Origin of the sequence: Pseudomonas sp. JZ134 (assembly GCF_051027695.1) — a bacterium.
GTDB classification, from domain to species: Bacteria; Pseudomonadota; Gammaproteobacteria; order Pseudomonadales; family Pseudomonadaceae; genus Chryseomonas; species Chryseomonas luteola.
Genome location: NZ_CP069250.1, coordinates 3,485,302 through 3,502,362, shown reverse-complemented (window position 1 = coordinate 3,502,362; position 17,061 = coordinate 3,485,302). Strand labels below are relative to the sequence as shown.

Sequence of the window (17,061 nt, the reverse complement as noted above, 5' to 3'; positions counted from 1 at the left end):
CTTCATCGATCGTGGCTATCAGGTCGGTGACCGGAACTCAATTTGCTCGCGCCTCGAAATCCTTTACCAGGATGTCGTCCAACGTCACCAGAGCCCAGGGCTTCTAGCATGCTGAATACGCTGCGTAAGGTCGTTCAAGAAGTAAACGGCGCCAAGGATCTCAAGACAGCGTTATCGATCATCGTTCAGCGCGTTCGGGCGGCCATGGGCACTCAGGTGTGCTCGGTCTATCTGCTGGACCCTGAAACCAATCGATTTGTCCTCATGTCGACCGAGGGCCTGAACAAGCGCTCCATCGGGCGTGTCAGCATGGCGCCCAATGAAGGCCTGGTCGGCCTCGTCGGCACGCGCGAAGAGCCGCTCAACCTTGAGGATGCCTCCAGTCATCCGCGTTTTCGCTATTTCGCCGAAACGGGCGAGGAGCGCTATGCCTCTTTCCTGGGGGCGCCAATCATTCACCATCGTCGTGTGATGGGGGTTCTGGTTGTTCAGCAAAAGGAGCGGCGCCAGTTCGACGAAGGTGAAGAAGCTTTCCTTGTGACCATGAGCGCCCAATTGGCCGGCGTTATCGCACATGCTGAAGCCACGGGTACCATTCGTGGGCTCGGACGGCAGGGTAAGGGTATCCAGGAGGCTCGTTTCGTAGGTATTCCCGGTGCTCCCGGTGTTGGTGTGGGTACGGCTGTAGTCGTGCTGCCTCCAGCTGATCTGGAAGTCGTTCCTGACAAGACCGTTACGGACATCGAGGCAGAATTGGCCTTGTTCCAGCACGCGCTGGAGTCTGTACGTGAAGACATGCGCCAGCTGTCAGAGCGTCTTTCGACCCAGCTGCGCAAGGAAGAGCGCGCCCTGTTCGACGTCTATTTGATGATGCTCGACGACGCGGCATTGGGTAACGAGGTTACTCAAATCATCAAGAAAGGGCAGTGGGCACAGGGGGCACTGCGTCAGGTCGTGACCGAGCATGTTCGTCGTTTCGAGATGATGGACGATGCCTATCTGAGCGAACGTGCCGCTGATGTGAAGGACCTTGGCCGTCGATTGCTGGCTTATCTGCAGCAGGCACGGCAACAATGTCTGGTCTATCCCGACCAGACCATCCTGGTCAGTGAAGAGCTGTCACCCGCCATGCTGGGCGAGGTGCCTGAAGGCAAGCTGGCCGGCATGATTTCTGTGCTCGGCTCTGGCAACTCCCACGTTGCCATCCTGGCGCGCGCGATGGGTATTCCCACCGTCATGGGCGCGGTAGACCTGCCTTATTCAAAAGTCGATGGCATTTCGTTGATTGTCGACGGCTATCACGGCGAAGTCTTTACCAACCCATCACCTCAGCTGCTCAAGCAGTACAGCGCTGTGGTCGAGGAGGAGCGTCAGCTGACCCAGGGGCTGGAAGCCCTGCGCAGCCTGCCGTGCGAAACCCTGGATGGTCATCGTATGCCGCTCTGGGTGAACACGGGGCTGCTGGCCGATGTTGCTCGGGCGCAGCAGCGTGGCGCGGAAGGGGTGGGGCTGTATCGGACTGAGGTCCCGTTCATGATCAACGACCGCTTCCCCAGTGAGAAGGAGCAGCTGTCCATCTACCGGGAGCAACTGGCGGCGTTCCATCCCCAGCCGGTCACCATGCGCATGCTGGATATCGGCGGAGATAAATCCCTGTCCTATTTCCCCATTAAGGAAGACAACCCCTTCCTGGGATGGCGCGGGATTCGTGTCACGCTGGACCATCCGGAAATCTTCCTGGTACAGGCGCGAGCCATGCTCAAGGCCAGTGAAGGTCTGGATAACCTGCGAATCATGCTACCCATGATCTCGGGGGTACACGAGCTGGACGAGGCCCAGCATCTCCTGCATCGCGCCTGGTGCGAGGTGCGTGATGAAGGGGTCAATATCCCCATGCCGCCTGTAGGTGTGATGGTAGAGGTGCCTTCGGCGGTCTATCAGGCCCGGGATCTGGCCCGTGAGGTGGACTTTATCTCGGTGGGCTCCAACGATCTGACCCAGTATCTGCTGGCGGTAGATCGTAATAACCCACGCGTGGCTGACCTGTATGACTACTTCCATCCAGCCGTGCTGCAAGCACTCAAGAGCGTGGTGGAGGATGCTCATGCGGAAAACGTTCCAGTGAGTATCTGTGGCGAGATGGCAGGCGATCCGGCCGCAGCGGTATTGCTCATGGCCATGGGATACGACTCCCTTTCCATGAATGCAACCAACCTCCCCAAGGTGAAGTGGTTGCTGCGTCAGATGAGCCTGTCCAAGGCAAAGGAGCTCCTGGATCAGCTGCTCAAGATTGACAATCCGCAAGTGGTGCACAGTGCGCTGCATCTGGCCTTGCGTAACCTGGGGCTAGGGCGCGTCATCAACCCGGCTTCCACCGTCCAGAGCTGACAGCACGCCGGACTACAGCGTCCGGCGGCTTTCTCCAAGCGACTTGCCGTAGGCTCCAAAGCGACGTTCCGTAATGACGGTCTGTCCGTCTACCTGTTGCCGCAGCACAGTGCTGGCCCGTGTGCCGTAGTGTTCGCTGGAGATGAAAACGCTGGACAAGAGCATTTCCAGTTCATGGCTGATGCCGGTATGCGGAAGCGTTACGGGATCAGGTCGCCAGGTGTCGGCCAATAGTGCAAATAAAGCCTCGTCCGAAGGGGTTTCCAGGGCCTGTTCGAGACTTGCTCTGGCTCTGAGCAACTTGGGCCATGGCGTGTTCAAATCGGCATTGGATACGCCGTAAACGCCCGGCGGCAGTCGATGCGGTTTTCGGCTGCGAGCATTCAAATGCCATAACGACTGGCGATCGCCTAGAAGCAGGTTGAACCCTGTGTATTCATCGCTACGTTGAGCCACTTCATGTACATACTCTTCGGCCGAGATATCACGTTCCAGAAAGCGTACAGGCAGTTCGCCCCGTGAGCGGTCGGATACCGGCTGACCAGGATCCCTGATATTGGTCACGGTGGCAAAGCGACCATCCCTTCCTACCGCGAGCCAAGTCCCACCTGCGGTCAGGTCTCTTCCTCCAATAATGTCTGGTTGATCGTCCCATGTATCCAACGGAGCGCTGGGGCGTGCATAGAACTCGTCACGGTTGGCGGCCAGGATAAGTGACTCGTTATCTTCAGGGCGCCACGCAAAGACAATCAGACACATCAGTTGGGCTCCGTAAGGCCTTGATCATTGAGGGTTCGCTCGTTTGCGTTGGCCGATTGGGCTACCATTGCCGTTTTGTTCGGCAGGATTCGATATGGAATTCGTGCTCTATCTGATTCTTGGCGCATGTGCAGGCGTTCTGGCGGGTCTGTTCGGCGTCGGGGGCGGATTGATCATCGTACCGGTTCTGGTGTTCAGCTTCACTGCCCATGGAATGGATACCGATGTGCTGACGCATCTGGCCGTCGGTACTTCACTGGCAACAATCGTCTTTACGTCAATCAATTCCATTCTGGCGCATCATCGCCAGAGAGCGGTCCAGTGGCCACTCGTGGTGTGGATGACGGTTGGCATCATCCTGGGCAGCTTTGTCGGCGGGGTTACGGCATCTTATATTCAGGGGCCAATTCTGCAGAAAATAATCGGTACCTTTGCCATCCTCGTGTCGCTACAGATGGTGCTTGACCTTCGTCCCAAAAGCAGCAGACCGGTACCGGGCAAGCCGGTTCTAACGCTCGCCGGTGTGGTCATTGGCTGGGCGTCTGCCATTTTCGGCATCGGAGGCGGCTCGCTGACTGTGCCTTTCCTGACCTGGCGAGGCGTCAGTATGCAAAGGGCGGTGGCAACCTCATCTGCGTGTGGGTTGCCGATCGCGCTCTCCGGAGCCCTTTCGTTCATGGTGGTGGGCTGGAGTGAGCCTGGCTTGCCTGAGTGGAGTCTGGGATATGTCTACCTGCCGGCCCTGGTAGGTATTGCGCTGACCAGCATGTTCTTTGCCCGTTTTGGTGCGCGTTTGGCGCACACGCTTTCTCCACGGCTGCTCAAGCGGCTATTTGCGTTGTTGTTGTTCAGTGTAGGGCTCAGCTTTCTGGTCTGAGAACCCTTTTATCAAGGAGTCGTAATGCTGCCTTATCCACAGATCGACCCGGTAGCGGTCGCGATCGGTCCACTCAAGATTCACTGGTACGGTCTGATGTACCTCATTGGTATTGGCGGGGCTTGGCTGCTGGCCTCACGTCGCTTGAACCGATTCGATCCCACCTGGAACAAAGACAAACTTTCGGATCTGGTCTTCTGGGTGGCGTGCGGCGTCATCATCGGGGGACGGTTGGGGTATGTCCTTTTCTATAACCTGGATGAGTACCTTGCCAATCCCACGCTGATCTTTGAGGTCTGGAAGGGCGGCATGGCCTTTCATGGCGGCCTGCTGGGCGTAATTCTGGCGGTGTGGTGGTTTGGTCGCCGCAACAACAAGAGCTTTTTCGAGTTGATGGATTTCATCGCCCCGCTGGTTCCAATCGGCCTGGGCGCCGGGCGGATTGGTAACTTCATCAATGCTGAACTGTGGGGCAAGCCGAGCGATGTGCCGTGGGCAATGATTTTTCCGCCCTTCAGCGATCCGGCCCAGTTGCCGCGCCATCCTTCCCAGCTCTATCAGTTTGCGCTGGAAGGAGTCGCCTTGTTCGTTATTCTCTGGTTCTTCTCACGCAAGCCACGTCCAACAATGGCGGTATCAGGGCTTTTCGTCCTGTGTTACGGCATTTTCCGTTTCCTGGTGGAATTCGTCCGTATGCCGGATGCGCAGCTGGGTTATCTGGCCTGGGGCTGGCTCACGATGGGGCAGGTCTTGTGCGTACCGATGATTCTGGGTGGGGCCTTCCTGATGGTTCTGGCCTATCGGCATCAGGGAAAGACCAGAACTCTGACGGAATGACCTGATCTTCAGGTGAAAGGTCACTGACAAGTCGAGAGGTGGTGCTTATAGTTAATGGTTAATCGCCTCTCACTTAAAGGACAGAAGTATGAGCCCGTTCCGCGCATTGGCCACCACGTTGGCCTTCTCCATGGCTTTATGGAGTGCTGCCGCACCGGCACTAGCCGATTCGGGTTATGAGACGGAAACCGTTAACAATGTCAGTGGCGATCCGAACTACCAAGCGGATGCACCAAAAGCCTTTTCGATGATCGGTGATCTGCTGATTGCCCGGCCGCTTTTGATTGCTGCTACTGTTATTGGCGCGGGTGCCTTTGTGGTCAGTCTGCCCTTTACCGCTGCAGGCGGTAATGTAGGCGAGGCGGGCAGGGCCTTGGTCGTTGAGCCGGGTAAGGCTGCTTTTGTTCGTTGCCTGGGCTGTACCCGCACAGGATATGGCCAGTCGGACTGAATCCCATAAAAAAGCCGGTCAATTGACCGGCTTTTTTATGGCGCCTGTAAATACCTGATAGTGTCGCGCTGCCAATAGCCTGGATCAGGCTTGACCGCTGATTTTCAGATACTTTTCGTGCAGTTTTTCCTTGCTCTCGACGTTTTCCGGGTCGAGCGGGATGCAATCCACTGGGCAAACCTGCTGGCACTGCGGCTCGTCGTAATGACCTACACACTCGGTACAGAGGTTAGGGTCGATCACATAAATCTCTTCGCCCTGAGAGATGGCACCATTAGGGCACTCAGGCTCACATACATCGCAATTGATGCAGTCTTCAGTAATCTTGAGGGACATGAATTGCTCCCGCCGCTCACGGATGACGGCGATACAGAAAAGGTAAACGCGAATTGTGCCTTATCGGCGCGCGTGGTGCACGTCTGCGCCGATATATGTGCCCTAACGGCAAAATTTCAAGAGGCTGGCTTGAAACGTTCGGCCAGCGCTTCCTTGACAAGCGGGTGCACGAACTTAGTGACGTCGCCACCCAGTGCTGCAATTTCACGTACCAGCGTCGAAGAGATGTAGGAGTAATTTTCCGACGGAGTAAGAAACATGCTTTCTGCGTCAGGCGCCAGCACACGGTTCATGTTGGCCAACTGAAACTCGAATTCGAAATCCGAAACAGCACGCAATCCTCGCAGGAGGATCGTGGCTTTCTGCTCCTTGACGAGATTGGCCAGCAGGCAAGAAAAGCCAATGACCTCGACATTAGGCAGGTGTGCCGTAACCGCTCGAGCCAACTCTACCCGCCTTTCCAGCGGAAACAGCGGATTCTTCTTCGGACTGGCCGCTACGGCGACGACGACATGCTCAAACAAACGTGAGGCGCGTTCGACGAGATCACCGTGACCCCTGGTGATCGGGTCGAAGGTTCCCGGGTACAGCACTCGATTCATCGCGGCGTCCTTACGGTCCGTGGGGGCTTGGATGGTAGCTCAGCCAGATCAGATGTCCAAGTCGAAAGGTGGATAAGCGGCCTGGTATTCATCAAAGGTGAGCTTTAAGCGTTGAGGAGTGTAGAAAAAATTGTCGAAAAACGCAGCCTTCTCGGGTTGCCTGTTTTCATCTGACGCGGATAGCGTTCGCTGATCGGCTATAGCCGCCACGTCTATGTCAGTTTCTCCTGCTGCCACAAGAGCCACTGCGGTATGCGGCGCTCCAGGTAGTACTCAGGGTTTCGCCATGTACCTGCGACAAAGCCTACATGCCCTCCATGAGCATGGCGCTCGAAGCATATCGTATTGGATAGCTCTCCTGGTGTTGGCAGGCTTTCACGTCCAATGAAAGGATCATCTTCCGCTTGAATCATAAGGGTCGGTATTCGGATGTCTTTCAGGTAATAACGGCTTGATGCCTGCCGGTAGTAATCGTGAGCATCCTTGAATCCGTGGAGCGGGGCGGTGATGCGTCCGTCAAAATCCCAAAAGCTCTTCATGTCCTCCAGGCTACCCAAGGCATCCAGCGAGGCTACATGGTCGTGTTGCTGGCGCTGCTGCAAAGCCTCTCGCTTGCGCTTTACATAGCTCACCAGTTCTCGCATGAAGTGCGCCTGATACACACGGGAAAATCCAATGGCGATACGGTCTGCGCAAAGGTCGAGCCGGAAAGGAACCGACACGGAGGCAGCCGCCTGGAGTGAGCAATTCAAGCCTGCTTCGCCCAGGTACTTGAGCAGCACGTTACCGCCAAGCGAGTAGCCAACAGCATAGAGCGGTGCCAAAGGGCGCTTGGCCTGAAGGTGGGCGATAACAGCGGCAAGGTCTTCGGTGACGCCTGAGTGGTAGCCCCGCGGTAACAGGTTCGGCTCGCCTGAGCACCCTCGCCAGTTCAATCCAACGCTGGCCCAGCCATGCTCGGCAAGGGCCAGTTGCAAACCCAGAATATAGTGTGACGAAGAGCTGCCTGTCAGTCCGTGGATAGCCAGTACCAGCGGCGCATAAGGATCTTCCGGTCCGTACCAGTCAAGGTCGAGAAAATCACCGTCGTCTAGCCAGATACGCTCGCGTGGGCGCGTCATCAGGGGAAGACGACGCCAGAGTGACCCCCATAAGGTCTGCAGGTGAGGACCTGGCAGCCACCAAGCGGGCCGGAAAGCATCTGTCTGAGCTGATAGGTTCTCCACGATAGGGTGCATGGGCATCCCGTTACGCGGTTCGATGCCAGAGCGCGTAATGTACGCTTCCCGCCTTCTTTTCCCTGTGCAGGTGCCAGTTGGCGGACATGGGAAGCGATGAGGGCTGACTTTCGCTTTCAGTGTAAATCCATGCATCCCTGGCCAGCCAGCCTTGCTCCTCGAGCAGTTGACAGGCGGGCTCCAGCAGACCTTTCTGGAAGGGAGGGTCAAGGAACACTACGTCAAAAGGCGTGGCCTCATTGTGCTGAAGGTAGTGCAGTGCATCGTTCTGTACGACCTGAGCATTGGTGCATCCGAGTGACGCCAGATGACCGCGCAGCGAGCCTACCGCTGCAGGGTTCAAGTCCAGCCCCAGCGCTTGACTGGCACCCCGGGACAGCGCTTCAAGCAATAGCGCACCACTGCCCAGGAACGGATCCAGTACCCGTGCGCCGGGTACATGGGGCATCAGCCAGTTGAACAGCGTCTCGCGGACCCGGTCAGGGGTTGGTCTGAGCCCTGGTGCTTCTGGAAAGCTGAAGCGTCGGCTGCGCCAGTCGCCTCCAATGATACGCAGCTGGCTGCTGCCTTTACTCTGCGCCATGCTCAATGCTCCGGTACGCTGGGAGGCGGTGTATTGCCGCGCTCAACCGGCGCTGGCAAGGGTTGCTGGGCAACGGTTGGGCCTGCCGTCACGATGACAAAGCCATCAGGATTCAAATGCCGGGCCATGGCTTCGCGCACCTGACCCGTAGTCACGGCTTGCGTCTGCTTCATGAAGGTGTCCAGAAAGTCGAGTGGCAGGTCGTAGAAGCCAATCATGCCGAGCTGGGCGACGATCGCACTGTTACTGGCGGTCGAGAGCGGGAAGCTGCCTGATATTTCACGCTTGGCATCATCCAGCTCCTTCTGTGTCGGCCCTTCCTTGAGGTATTGGCGGACAATATTTTGCACAAGCCCCAATGTATTCTGGCTCATCTCGGCTCGGGTTTGCAGGCCGATCGTGAAGGGCCCCGCGACCTGCATCGGCGTAAAGCCGGAATAAACACCATAGGTCAATCCGCGCTTTTCGCGGACTTCGGTCATCAGGCGAGTGCCGAACCCGCCCCCACCCAGGATCTGGTTGCCCAGATATAGCGCGGCGTAGTCAGGGTCCCGGCGGTCGATTCCCTGCTCGGCCAGCATAAGGTGCGTCTGCTGCGAGGGAAACTCGATATGCGTAACGCCCGGTTTAGGTGGTTGCGGCTTGGCTACCGACGGCAGGGCAGGGCCCTTGGGTAGAGCACGGGATACCTTGGCGGCAATGGCTTCGGCCTGGGGGCGGGTCAGATTACCTGTCAACGCGATGACGACATTGCCTGCTGTATACGCACGCTGATGAAAGGCGCGTAACTGAGCAGGTGTGATCGACCTCAGTGATTCAGCTGTGCCCATGCTGGGGTGCGCATAGGGATGACTGCCGTAGAGCTGTTTCATCAGCGCATCACCTGCCTGAGCGCCGGGGTCCTGTTTCTTGTATTCGATGCTGGTCAACAATTGATTTCGAATACGCTCCAGCGGGGCGGCAGGAAACGTAGGATGACCTACCACCTTGGTGAAGAGATCAAGCGCCGGGTCACTTTTAGTCGGGTCGGACAAGGTACGCAGCCCGGCAACGGCCATGTCGCGATAGGCACCGTTTGAGAAATTGGCACCCAGGTTTTCGAAGCCAATGGCTATTGCGGTAGTGTCCATTCCTGCAATGCCTTCGTTGAGCATGCCATTGGTCATCGTGGCGATGCCTGGTGTGTTGCCGTCCTGGCTGCTACCGGCTGCAAATGTCAGGCGGAGGTCATACATGGGCAGCTCATTAGCTTCCACAAACATGACGCGCGCGCCTTCTGGAGTTCTCCAGCTTTGGATATCGAGCTTGCGGGTAACCGGAGCTGTCTTGCTCAGCGCCTGCAGTGATTCCAGTTTAGGATGGGCCGCTGCACTGTCCGCCACGGGGGAGGTGTTCTGGCAGCCGCCAAGCAGCGTCAGGCTGAGCAAGGTGCCCCATGCATAAGAAAAGCGGACGTTCATGGGCGAGCCTCCTGCTGTGTCTGGGTCTCGGGAATCACGTGGGCGACTGTCAGGCGATCGCGAGTGAAGTAAGTGCGTGCAACACGCTGTAGATCAGCCGGAGTGACAGATTGCAAATCTGCAAGCTCGTTATCCATCTCGTGCCAGGACACGCCGATGCTTTCCAATTGACCAATATTGCTGGCCTGGGCTGTAATTGAGTCGCGCTCATAGACAAGGCTGGCGATCACCTGCGCTCTGACGCGCTCCAGTTCGGCAGTGCTCGGTGGCGTTTGCTTGAGCGCATCCAGTTGCGCCCAAAGGCCGGCTTCGACATCTGCCAGGGTCTTGCCCTTTTGCAGGTTGGGCATGGCGCTGAGCATGAACAGACTGTCGCCGCGAGTGTAGGACTCGTATGAGGCCGAGGCGCCGGTAACCAGCTCCTGCTCACGCTCCAGTTGAGTGGAGAGACGGGCGCTGTAGCCACCATCGAGCAGCGCTGAGATCAGGCGCAAGGCATGCACATCCCGTTGATTCTCTGCACTGGCAAAACCGGGCACATTGAATCCCATCATGAGGCTGGGGATTTGCGTACGAACGGGAAGGATCAGACGGCGTTCACCTGGTGCCTGGAGTTCAAGCGGGCGCTTGGCCGGTGGCAGGTCCCGCTTGGGAATCTGGCCAAAGTACTGTTGAGCCATCTGTCTTACGTCTTCTCCGGTCACATCGCCCACTACAACCAGGGTCGCATTGTTGGGCGCGTACCAGGATTGATACCAGTGCCGCAGATCGTCGATGTTCATGCGTTTAAGATCAGCAGGCCAGCCAATGGTTGGCGTGCGGTAGCCACTGGCCGGGTAGGCCGCCGCGCTGAAACGCTCGTAGGCCAGTGCCATTGGCTGATCGTCAGTGCGCAGGCGACGCTCCTCCTTGATGACTTCTATCTCGCGGCTGAATTCATCGGCAGGTAGGCGTAAGGTGGCCATGCGATCGGCTTCGAGCTCAAGCGCCACAGGCAAACGATCCTTGGCCATCACCTGGTAATAGGCCGTGTAATCATCCGTGGTGAAGGCATTCTCGGTTGCTCCGAGATCACGCAGAACCAGGGAGGCCTCTCCAGGACCCATCTTGCTGCTGCCCTTGAACATCATGTGTTCCAAGGCATGGGAAAGGCCGGTCGATCCGGGCGTTTCGTAGCTTGAGCCGATCTTGTACCAGAGTTGTGAAACCACGACAGGAGCACGATGATCTTCCCGAACAACGACTTTCAAACCATTGTCGAGTGTGTATTCGTGCGTGGGTTGGGTCTCGGCGGCCAGGACGGTAAGCGGCGCGCAGAGCAGGCTGAACAGCAGACCAGTAGTACGTCGAGAGAAGACTGTCATCAATCTATGAACTCATTCCAGGGCTTGCCGGTCTTTAGCGCCAGCAAGCGATGAGGTGCTAGGATACGCATCCCTTTTCATGCCGGCCACGCCTGGCAGCACATCTTTATGGATTTGCCACAGCGTGCCCGCCCCTTGAGATAGACCTTTGCATGTTTGGTTCCGACGATAAAAAGTCCCCTCCCGCAGGGGAAAAGAAAGGGTTCTTCAGCTGGTTTCGCAAGAAGCCGCAGGAGACAACCGAGGCCAAGCCGGAAACGGCTGTCGAGCCGGTAGTACACCCGGAGCCGGTCCCCGAGCCGGCTGACGCTATTCCTTCAACCCAACTGCCGCCTGCTAAGGAGGCCGAAGCACCCGCACCGGTAGCCGAGCAGGACGAAAGCGTAAAAACCTTTCAGCCGGAGCCGATTCAGGCGCAGCCGGTTGAGCCGCCACGCCAGCCTGAAACGGTGCAGCCTTCTCTGCAAGCGCCTGCAGTTGAGCCAGAGCCTGAGCCTGCTATGCTGGCGCCTGTTGAGCCTGTATTCATTGAGCCCGAGCGGCTAGATGAATCGAGGACGGCTGAGCCTGAGCCTGAGCCTGAGCCAGTAGCCGAGCCTGTCGTGTCGATTGCAGAGCCGGAGCTTGAGCCAGAACCAGGAGTAGACGCAGAACCGGAACCGGAGCAGGCACCACAGCCCGCTGCACCGGCAAAGCTGGGCTTCTTTGCTCGCCTCAAGCAAGGGCTGAGCAAGACCAGCGCCAGCATTGGCGAAGGGATGGCCAGCCTGTTTCTGGGCAAGAAAGCTATCGACGATGATTTGCTCGATGAGCTGGAGACCCGGCTATTGACGGCGGATGTGGGTGTCGAGGCGACGACCACCATCATGAAAAACCTCACCCAGCGGGTAGCGCGTAAACAGCTTGCTGACAGCGAGGCGCTTTATCAGGCATTGCAGGAAGAGTTAACTGGCTTGTTGACGCCTGTTGAGCAACCGTTGGTTATCGATAAGGCTACTCAACCCTTCGTCATTCTGGTTGTTGGCGTGAACGGTGTTGGCAAAACCACGACCATCGGCAAGCTGGCTAAAAAGCTCCAGCTTGAGGGCAAGAAGGTCATGCTGGCCGCTGGCGATACGTTCCGTGCCGCAGCGGTCGAGCAGTTACAGGTCTGGGGGGAGCGTAACCGCATTCCAGTGATTGCACAGCATACCGGCGCTGACTCCGCCTCGGTGATCTATGACGCTGTACAAGCTGCCAAGGCTCGCGGTGTCGATGTTCTAATTGCCGATACGGCCGGTCGCCTGCACACCAAGGACAACCTGATGGAAGAGCTGCGCAAGGTGCGCCGCGTCATTGGCAAGCTGGACGAATCCGCCCCGCATGAGACTTTATTGGTGCTGGATGCAGGTACCGGCCAGAACGCCATGAATCAGGCCAAGCAATTCCATGCCGCCGTTCCGCTTTCCGGCCTTGCGCTGACCAAGCTTGACGGTACTGCCAAGGGGGGCGTCATTTTCGCGCTGGCCAAGCAGATGAGCCTGCCTATCCGTTACATCGGTGTAGGTGAAGGCATTGACGATCTGCGTGAGTTCGAAGCCAAGCCCTTCGTTCGAGCGTTGTTCGCTGAGCGGGAGACGACATGATTCATTTCGATCGGGTCAGTAAACGTTACCCGAACGGGCATATCGGTTTGCATGAGTTATCGTTCCGTGCGGAGCGCGGGGAGATCCTGTTCATTACCGGTCACTCCGGTGCCGGCAAGAGCACCCTGATGCGCCTGATCCTGGCGATGGAGCGACCCACCAGTGGCAAGCTTTCGCTGGCTGGACAGGATATTTCGCGGATCAGCAATGCGCAGATTCCATTCCTGCGTCGTCAGATTGGTGTGGTGTTTCAGAACCACCAGCTCCTGTTCGACCGTACCGTGTTCGACAATGTAGCCTTGCCTCTACAGATCCTGGGGTTGTCCAAGGCCGAGATTGCCAAACGTGTGACCATGGCGCTGGAGCGGGTCAGCCTGAAGGACAAGCTCGAAGACTATCCGTCGGACCTGTCTACCGGCCAGCAACAGCGCGTCGGGATCGCGCGGGCTGTCGTACATCGACCAGCCTTGCTGCTGGCGGATGAGCCAACCGGTAACCTCGATCCGCGGCTTGCCTCCGAAATCATGGGTGTGTTCGAGGACATCAACAGCCTTGGCACCACTGTACTGATTGCCAGCCACGACCATGCCCTGATCGCACGCCTGCGTCATCGTATGCTGACGCTGCAGCGTGGCCGTCTGATCGGGGATGAGGAGAGTCCCACATGAGTGCCAAGGAACTTCCACGCGGCGACGTACAGGGTGAAAAACCGGAAAAGCCCAAACGCCGCAAGACAGCCAAGCCGAAGCAGGATTGGCGCAGCCCGTTACATGCCTATTTCGAAGCGCATCTCATTGGCTTGCGTGACAGTCTGTGGCGGATGGGCCGACAGCCGATCGGAAGCTTTCTGACCTGCCTGGTTATGGGAATTGCCCTTGCGTTGCCGATGGGTGTATCGCTGCTGCTGAACAATGTGGAGCGGCTCGGCGGCTCATGGCAGCGCGCGGCCCAAATTTCTGTCTTTCTTGACCTTAATCTGGACGAAGCTCAAGGCAAGCAATTACAGGAACAGATTGCAGCACTACCCGATGTCAGTGAGGTGCACTGGATCGGACGTGACGAGGCTCTGCAAGAGCTTCAACAGCAGGCTGGTCTGGGCGAAGCCTTGAAGGAACTGCCGGAAAATCCGTTGCCTTCAGTGATCTCCGTGACGCCGCAGGAGATTGATAAAGGTCGGCTGGACATGCTGCGCAGTCGTCTGGCTGAGCTATCTGGCGTACAGCAGGTCCAGCTCGATATGCAATGGGTCGAGCGACTGACCGCCATCCTGAAGCTGGGTGAGCGGTTCGTGTTTGGGCTTACAGTCGTTCTGATCGTAGCCCTGCTACTCGTCATCGGGAATACAATTCGTCTGGCCATCGAAAACCGCAGGACTGAAATCGAGGTCATAAAGTTGGTAGGCGGTACTGACGGTTATGTGCGGCGACCTTTCCTGTACATGGGCGCCATGTACGGGATAGGCGCCGGTATTGCAGCCTGGGCACTGCTGGCTTTTGGCTTGAACTGGCTTAACGAGGCTGTCATCGAGCTGGCCGGTCTTTACGGCAGCGATTTTGCGCTGGCCAGCGTGTCCATGGATGAAGGCATCCAGTTACTTATTGGTGCAATACTGCTGGGTTACATTGGTGCCTGGCTGGCGGTGGCTCGCCATCTGAGAGAGTTGGCGCCCCGATAAGGGCGCCGATTCATGAATCAAACAACTGTCTCAAATTATGATGTAAAGCTATCGATTTGATTGATAGTGACTATTTAAGTGATTGATTTTAAAGGCTATAGGTTCTTTTTTAGGGAACTGTTAGTCTTGTTTTCTGTCTGATTCTTCAGTGATACACTGCCCTGTGCATAAGTGAATCGGAGGATTCGCATGACCAATTCTCTGCAACCTGTTCCAACATTGGTTCCTGGCGCTAGCCTGGAGGCCTATGTCAACTCTGTGAACAGCATTCCCATGCTGACGCCGGAGCGGGAGCGCGAACTGGCCGAACGCCTCTTCTATAACCAGGATTTAGAGGCGGCACGGCAAATGGTGCTCGCGCACCTGCGTTTTGTCGTACATATTGCCAAAAGTTATTCGGGCTACGGTTTGGCCCAGTCAGATCTGATCCAGGAAGGTAACGTCGGCCTGATGAAGGCTGTAAAGCGTTTCAACCCTGAAATGGGTGTTCGTCTCGTATCGTTTGCCGTCCACTGGATCAAGGCTGAGATACACGAGTTCATCCTGCGTAACTGGCGCATCGTAAAAGTGGCTACCACCAAGGCCCAGCGCAAGTTGTTCTTCAACCTGCGTAGCCAGAAGAAGCGTCTTGCCTGGCTGAACAATGACGAGGTTCAGGCGGTTGCCAGCACGCTGGGCGTCGAGCCGCGTGAAGTACGCGAAATGGAAAGTCGTCTGACGGGCCAGGATATGGCTTTTGATCCGGCTTCCGATGCAGACGACGATACGGCGTTCCAATCGCCTGCGCAGTATCTTGAAGATAATCGCTACGATCCGGCTCGTCAGCTGGAGGAGTCCGACTGGAGCGATAACTCTTCGGCCAATCTGCATGAGGCGTTGGAAGGCCTGGATGAGCGTAGCCGTGACATCCTCTACCAGCGCTGGCTGGCTGAAGATAAGGCTACACTGCACGAGTTGGCTGCCAAGTACAACGTATCGGCTGAGCGGATTCGTCAGCTCGAAAAAAATGCAATGAACAAGCTCAAGGGCAAGATCGCTGCCTAAGGATTGATTCAAAAGCGAACCCCGCCTCAAGCGGGGTTTTTTATTGCCCGGAAATACCGAACCCCTTGTATAAGGTTAGGTTCTAAATGCTGCTAAGGGAGATGGGGACTGCTATGAAATCATTTTTACTGATGCTTTTTACATCGGTTCTTCTCGCCGGTTGTGGCAGTCATGACGATTTTGAAGGCAAGTGGAAAAGTCTCAATACAGGTCAGGTCAAGTTACAAATCGCGCCGGAGGAAGTCGCATGGCGTGTGACGGTCACGGGCGATGCGCTTTCCCCACAAACCTATGGTGCTACCCTGGTCGATGAGGGGCTGCGCGTCGACATGCCGCCTACTTCTGAAGTCTGGACCATAGATGATAACGGGCATTTGAAAGGGCTCGGTCAGGAGTTCATCAGAGAGTGAGGATGGTGTCAGCCCTCCGGTCCAGGTTAGGAGTCAGAATGAAGTTTCGCGTGTTTGCAGTGATGCTGAGTTGCTTGTGGCTGATCAGCTGCAGCAAGATCAATCAGGAAAATTACAATCGGCTCAAGGCTGGCCAAACCAAGGCCGAAGTCGAAGAGCTATTGGGCAAGCCTACAGAGTGTTCCGGTGCGTTGGGGTTATCAAGCTGCACATGGGGTGATCAGTCTTCCGCGTTCATCAGCGTGCAGTATGTCAACGACAAGGTTGTCATGTATGCAGGACAGGGGTTGCGATGAAAACATCTACCAAGCTTTTACTACTGGCTGGCGCGGCAGGATTGTTGGTCGCCTGTGCCAGTTCGACCAAGACACCACCGCCTGAAACCGTCGGCTCGCTTGATCTGAAGCGCTATCAGGGGACATGGTATGAGCAGGCGCGCCTGCCCATGTTTTTCCAGCGCAGCTGCGTTCAGTCCGAGGCGCATTACCATCTGCGTGACGATGGGAATGTTGCGGTGCTCAATCGCTGTCTGACCAAGTCTGGCGACTGGGATCAGGCGACCGGTGTTGCCTCGCCAATGAAGCCTGGTGTAACGGACCGACTGGAAGTGCGCTTCGATACTTGGTTCAGCGGCGTATTTCCCAATATAGCCAAGGGCCCTTATTGGGTCTTTTATATTGACCCTGAATACCATAATGCCGTGGTAGGGAGCCCTGATCGCAAGTATCTCTGGTTCCTATCTCGCTCAGCCGAGATCACCCAGCAGCAGCGCGATACCTTTCTTGGCATCGCTAAAGCCAAAGGATTTGATACATCCAGGCTGGTCTGGCGAGGCCAGTCATCCAACTAAAGGGGGCAAGCATGGCCGATTCGGAGTTTCGCCTGTGGACCGATGCGTTCGCTGACAATGGTTTGATGTCAAAGCGCCAGGAATTTGATGTTGAGGCCTTTGGCGTATCGGGTGAAAATATTTCACCTGCGCTCATGTGGGAGAATCCTCCGCCGGGAACCAAGAGTTTCGCCTTGACGGTGTACGATCCCGACGCTCCAACCGGCAGCGGGTTCTGGCACTGGGTTGTGGTGAACATACCTGCCGATGTCACAAACTTGCCGGAAGGCGCAGGCTACGCGGATGGAAGCCTGATGCCAAAAGGCGCTCTACAGCTGCGCAATGACTATGGAACCGTTGGATTTGGTGGTGCCGCGCCGCCAAAAGGCGATAAAGCGCACCGGTATATCTTTCAAATCCACGCACTGGCGGTCGAAAGCCTGCCTGTGCCGGCAGAGGCTACCAATGCAGTAGCACGGTTCATGACGCATCTGAACCAGATCGCCTCCGCAACTTATACCGGTCTGTATGAGTTGAAATAAAGCGTATCGGCCATTGCACGAAGCAATGGCCGATCGTTATG

At 56.8% G+C, this 17,061-nt stretch carries 19 protein-coding genes; 12 read left to right on the top strand and 7 right to left on the bottom strand.

Annotated features, from left to right (window positions below; translation table 11 throughout):
* Window positions 1-108: 108 nt before the first annotated feature.
* Window positions 109-2,388 (top strand): phosphoenolpyruvate--protein phosphotransferase, encoded by a 2,280-nt coding sequence (gene ptsP, locus JQR86_RS16230; RefSeq protein WP_074823217.1) that lies wholly within the window; start codon window positions 109-111, stop codon window positions 2,386-2,388.
* Window positions 2,389-2,400: 12 nt separating this feature from the next.
* On the opposite strand, the gene JQR86_RS16225 is transcribed toward ptsP, so the two are convergent.
* Window positions 2,401-3,147 (bottom strand): NRDE family protein, encoded by a 747-nt coding sequence (locus tag JQR86_RS16225; RefSeq protein ID WP_150348062.1) that lies wholly within the window; start codon window positions 3,145-3,147, stop codon window positions 2,401-2,403.
* Window positions 3,148-3,241: 94 nt separating this feature from the next.
* On the opposite strand from JQR86_RS16225, the gene JQR86_RS16220 reads away from it, so the two are divergent.
* The 3 genes from JQR86_RS16220 to JQR86_RS16210 all read left to right on the top strand — a co-directional run bounded on the left by JQR86_RS16220 (window position 3,242) and on the right by JQR86_RS16210 (window position 5,312).
* A complete protein-coding gene (locus tag JQR86_RS16220; RefSeq protein ID WP_074823211.1) occupies window positions 3,242-4,024 on the top strand; it encodes a sulfite exporter TauE/SafE family protein in 783 nt (260 codons plus the stop codon).
* A 24-nt stretch (window positions 4,025-4,048) separates the two neighbouring features.
* Entirely contained in the window at window positions 4,049-4,861 is an 813-nt protein-coding gene (gene lgt, locus JQR86_RS16215) for a prolipoprotein diacylglyceryl transferase (RefSeq protein ID WP_010796988.1), read from the top strand.
* Window positions 4,862-4,949: 88 nt separating this feature from the next.
* Window positions 4,950-5,312: a multidrug transporter gene (locus JQR86_RS16210; protein ID WP_125887279.1), complete on the top strand. Its 363-nt coding sequence runs from the start codon at window positions 4,950-4,952 to the stop codon at window positions 5,310-5,312.
* A gap of 84 nt (window positions 5,313-5,396) precedes the next feature.
* Here JQR86_RS16210 and JQR86_RS16205 read toward each other — a convergent pair whose 3' ends face one another.
* The 6 genes from JQR86_RS16205 to JQR86_RS16180 form a co-directional block, all read right to left on the bottom strand.
* A complete protein-coding gene (locus JQR86_RS16205) occupies window positions 5,397-5,648 on the bottom strand; it encodes a YfhL family 4Fe-4S dicluster ferredoxin (RefSeq protein ID WP_010796990.1) in 252 nt (83 codons plus the stop codon).
* A gap of 116 nt (window positions 5,649-5,764) precedes the next feature.
* Window positions 5,765-6,250 (bottom strand): pantetheine-phosphate adenylyltransferase, encoded by a 486-nt coding sequence (coaD, locus tag JQR86_RS16200; RefSeq protein ID WP_125887278.1) that lies wholly within the window; start codon window positions 6,248-6,250, stop codon window positions 5,765-5,767.
* A gap of 212 nt (window positions 6,251-6,462) precedes the next feature.
* Complete coding sequence (locus JQR86_RS16195) at window positions 6,463-7,488, bottom strand: hydrolase (RefSeq protein ID WP_434153896.1); 1,026 nt, start codon at window positions 7,486-7,488, stop codon at window positions 6,463-6,465.
* A 10-nt stretch (window positions 7,489-7,498) separates the two neighbouring features.
* Complete coding sequence (gene rsmD, locus JQR86_RS16190; RefSeq protein ID WP_197872131.1) at window positions 7,499-8,071, bottom strand: 16S rRNA (guanine(966)-N(2))-methyltransferase RsmD; 573 nt, start codon at window positions 8,069-8,071, stop codon at window positions 7,499-7,501.
* 2 nt (window positions 8,072-8,073) lie between these two features.
* Window positions 8,074-9,531, bottom strand: a complete 1,458-nt coding sequence (locus JQR86_RS16185; RefSeq protein WP_219650816.1) for a M16 family metallopeptidase — start codon at window positions 9,529-9,531, stop codon at window positions 8,074-8,076.
* Window positions 9,528-10,895, bottom strand: coding sequence for a M16 family metallopeptidase (locus tag JQR86_RS16180; protein ID WP_010796995.1), 1,368 nt, complete (start codon window positions 10,893-10,895; stop codon window positions 9,528-9,530). The genes JQR86_RS16185 and JQR86_RS16180 overlap by 4 nt, the downstream gene beginning before the upstream one ends.
* Before the next feature lie 152 nt (window positions 10,896-11,047).
* Here JQR86_RS16180 and ftsY point away from each other — a divergent pair, with 152 nt between their 5' ends.
* The 8 genes from ftsY to JQR86_RS16140 all read left to right on the top strand — a co-directional run bounded on the left by ftsY (window position 11,048) and on the right by JQR86_RS16140 (window position 17,020).
* On the top strand, window positions 11,048-12,520 hold the full coding sequence (ftsY, locus tag JQR86_RS16175; RefSeq protein WP_434153895.1) for a signal recognition particle-docking protein FtsY: 1,473 nt from the start codon (window positions 11,048-11,050) through the stop codon (window positions 12,518-12,520).
* The gene (ftsE, locus tag JQR86_RS16170) at window positions 12,517-13,188 is read left to right on the top strand and encodes a cell division ATP-binding protein FtsE (protein ID WP_010796997.1); all 672 of its coding nucleotides are present in this window, start codon (window positions 12,517-12,519) and stop codon (window positions 13,186-13,188) included. The genes ftsY and ftsE overlap by 4 nt, the downstream gene beginning before the upstream one ends.
* Window positions 13,185-14,195, top strand: coding sequence for a permease-like cell division protein FtsX (gene ftsX / locus JQR86_RS16165; RefSeq protein WP_122043496.1), 1,011 nt, complete (start codon window positions 13,185-13,187; stop codon window positions 14,193-14,195). Before ftsE ends, ftsX begins: the two co-directional genes overlap by 4 nt.
* Before the next feature lie 189 nt (window positions 14,196-14,384).
* Complete coding sequence (gene rpoH, locus JQR86_RS16160) at window positions 14,385-15,239, top strand: RNA polymerase sigma factor RpoH (RefSeq protein WP_010796999.1); 855 nt, start codon at window positions 14,385-14,387, stop codon at window positions 15,237-15,239.
* 113 nt (window positions 15,240-15,352) lie between these two features.
* A complete protein-coding gene (locus tag JQR86_RS16155) occupies window positions 15,353-15,649 on the top strand; it encodes a hypothetical protein (RefSeq protein ID WP_139208711.1) in 297 nt (98 codons plus the stop codon).
* A gap of 38 nt (window positions 15,650-15,687) precedes the next feature.
* Window positions 15,688-15,945 (top strand): hypothetical protein, encoded by a 258-nt coding sequence (locus tag JQR86_RS16150; protein ID WP_019363965.1) that lies wholly within the window; start codon window positions 15,688-15,690, stop codon window positions 15,943-15,945.
* Window positions 15,942-16,499: a lipocalin family protein gene (locus tag JQR86_RS16145; protein ID WP_150348056.1), complete on the top strand. Its 558-nt coding sequence runs from the start codon at window positions 15,942-15,944 to the stop codon at window positions 16,497-16,499. Before JQR86_RS16150 ends, JQR86_RS16145 begins: the two co-directional genes overlap by 4 nt.
* Window positions 16,500-16,510: 11 nt before the next feature.
* Window positions 16,511-17,020: a YbhB/YbcL family Raf kinase inhibitor-like protein gene (locus tag JQR86_RS16140; protein WP_434153894.1), complete on the top strand. Its 510-nt coding sequence runs from the start codon at window positions 16,511-16,513 to the stop codon at window positions 17,018-17,020.
* The last annotated feature ends 41 nt before the right edge of the window (window positions 17,021-17,061 follow it).

What these genes read in the sequence shown, in the direction of transcription:
- ptsP (WP_074823217.1), top strand. Translation starts at nt 109, where the DNA reads ATGCTGAATACGCTGCGTAAGGTCGTTCAAGAAGTAAACGGCGCCAAG.
- JQR86_RS16225 (WP_150348062.1), bottom strand. Translation starts at nt 3,147, where the DNA reads ATGTGTCTGATTGTCTTTGCGTGGCGCCCTGAAGATAACGAGTCACTT.
- JQR86_RS16220 (WP_074823211.1), top strand. Translation starts at nt 3,242, where the DNA reads ATGGAATTCGTGCTCTATCTGATTCTTGGCGCATGTGCAGGCGTTCTG.
- lgt (WP_010796988.1), top strand. Translation starts at nt 4,049, where the DNA reads ATGCTGCCTTATCCACAGATCGACCCGGTAGCGGTCGCGATCGGTCCA.
- JQR86_RS16210 (WP_125887279.1), top strand. Translation starts at nt 4,950, where the DNA reads ATGAGCCCGTTCCGCGCATTGGCCACCACGTTGGCCTTCTCCATGGCT.
- JQR86_RS16205 (WP_010796990.1), bottom strand. Translation starts at nt 5,648, where the DNA reads ATGTCCCTCAAGATTACTGAAGACTGCATCAATTGCGATGTATGTGAG.
- coaD (WP_125887278.1), bottom strand. Translation starts at nt 6,250, where the DNA reads ATGAATCGAGTGCTGTACCCGGGAACCTTCGACCCGATCACCAGGGGT.
- JQR86_RS16195 (WP_434153896.1), bottom strand. Translation starts at nt 7,488, where the DNA reads ATGCACCCTATCGTGGAGAACCTATCAGCTCAGACAGATGCTTTCCGG.
- rsmD (WP_197872131.1), bottom strand. Translation starts at nt 8,071, where the DNA reads ATGGCGCAGAGTAAAGGCAGCAGCCAGCTGCGTATCATTGGAGGCGAC.
- JQR86_RS16185 (WP_219650816.1), bottom strand. Translation starts at nt 9,531, where the DNA reads ATGAACGTCCGCTTTTCTTATGCATGGGGCACCTTGCTCAGCCTGACG.
- JQR86_RS16180 (WP_010796995.1), bottom strand. Translation starts at nt 10,895, where the DNA reads ATGACAGTCTTCTCTCGACGTACTACTGGTCTGCTGTTCAGCCTGCTC.
- ftsY (WP_434153895.1), top strand. Translation starts at nt 11,048, where the DNA reads ATGTTTGGTTCCGACGATAAAAAGTCCCCTCCCGCAGGGGAAAAGAAA.
- ftsE (WP_010796997.1), top strand. Translation starts at nt 12,517, where the DNA reads ATGATTCATTTCGATCGGGTCAGTAAACGTTACCCGAACGGGCATATC.
- ftsX (WP_122043496.1), top strand. Translation starts at nt 13,185, where the DNA reads ATGAGTGCCAAGGAACTTCCACGCGGCGACGTACAGGGTGAAAAACCG.
- rpoH (WP_010796999.1), top strand. Translation starts at nt 14,385, where the DNA reads ATGACCAATTCTCTGCAACCTGTTCCAACATTGGTTCCTGGCGCTAGC.
- JQR86_RS16155 (WP_139208711.1), top strand. Translation starts at nt 15,353, where the DNA reads ATGAAATCATTTTTACTGATGCTTTTTACATCGGTTCTTCTCGCCGGT.
- JQR86_RS16150 (WP_019363965.1), top strand. Translation starts at nt 15,688, where the DNA reads ATGAAGTTTCGCGTGTTTGCAGTGATGCTGAGTTGCTTGTGGCTGATC.
- JQR86_RS16145 (WP_150348056.1), top strand. Translation starts at nt 15,942, where the DNA reads ATGAAAACATCTACCAAGCTTTTACTACTGGCTGGCGCGGCAGGATTG.
- JQR86_RS16140 (WP_434153894.1), top strand. Translation starts at nt 16,511, where the DNA reads ATGGCCGATTCGGAGTTTCGCCTGTGGACCGATGCGTTCGCTGACAAT.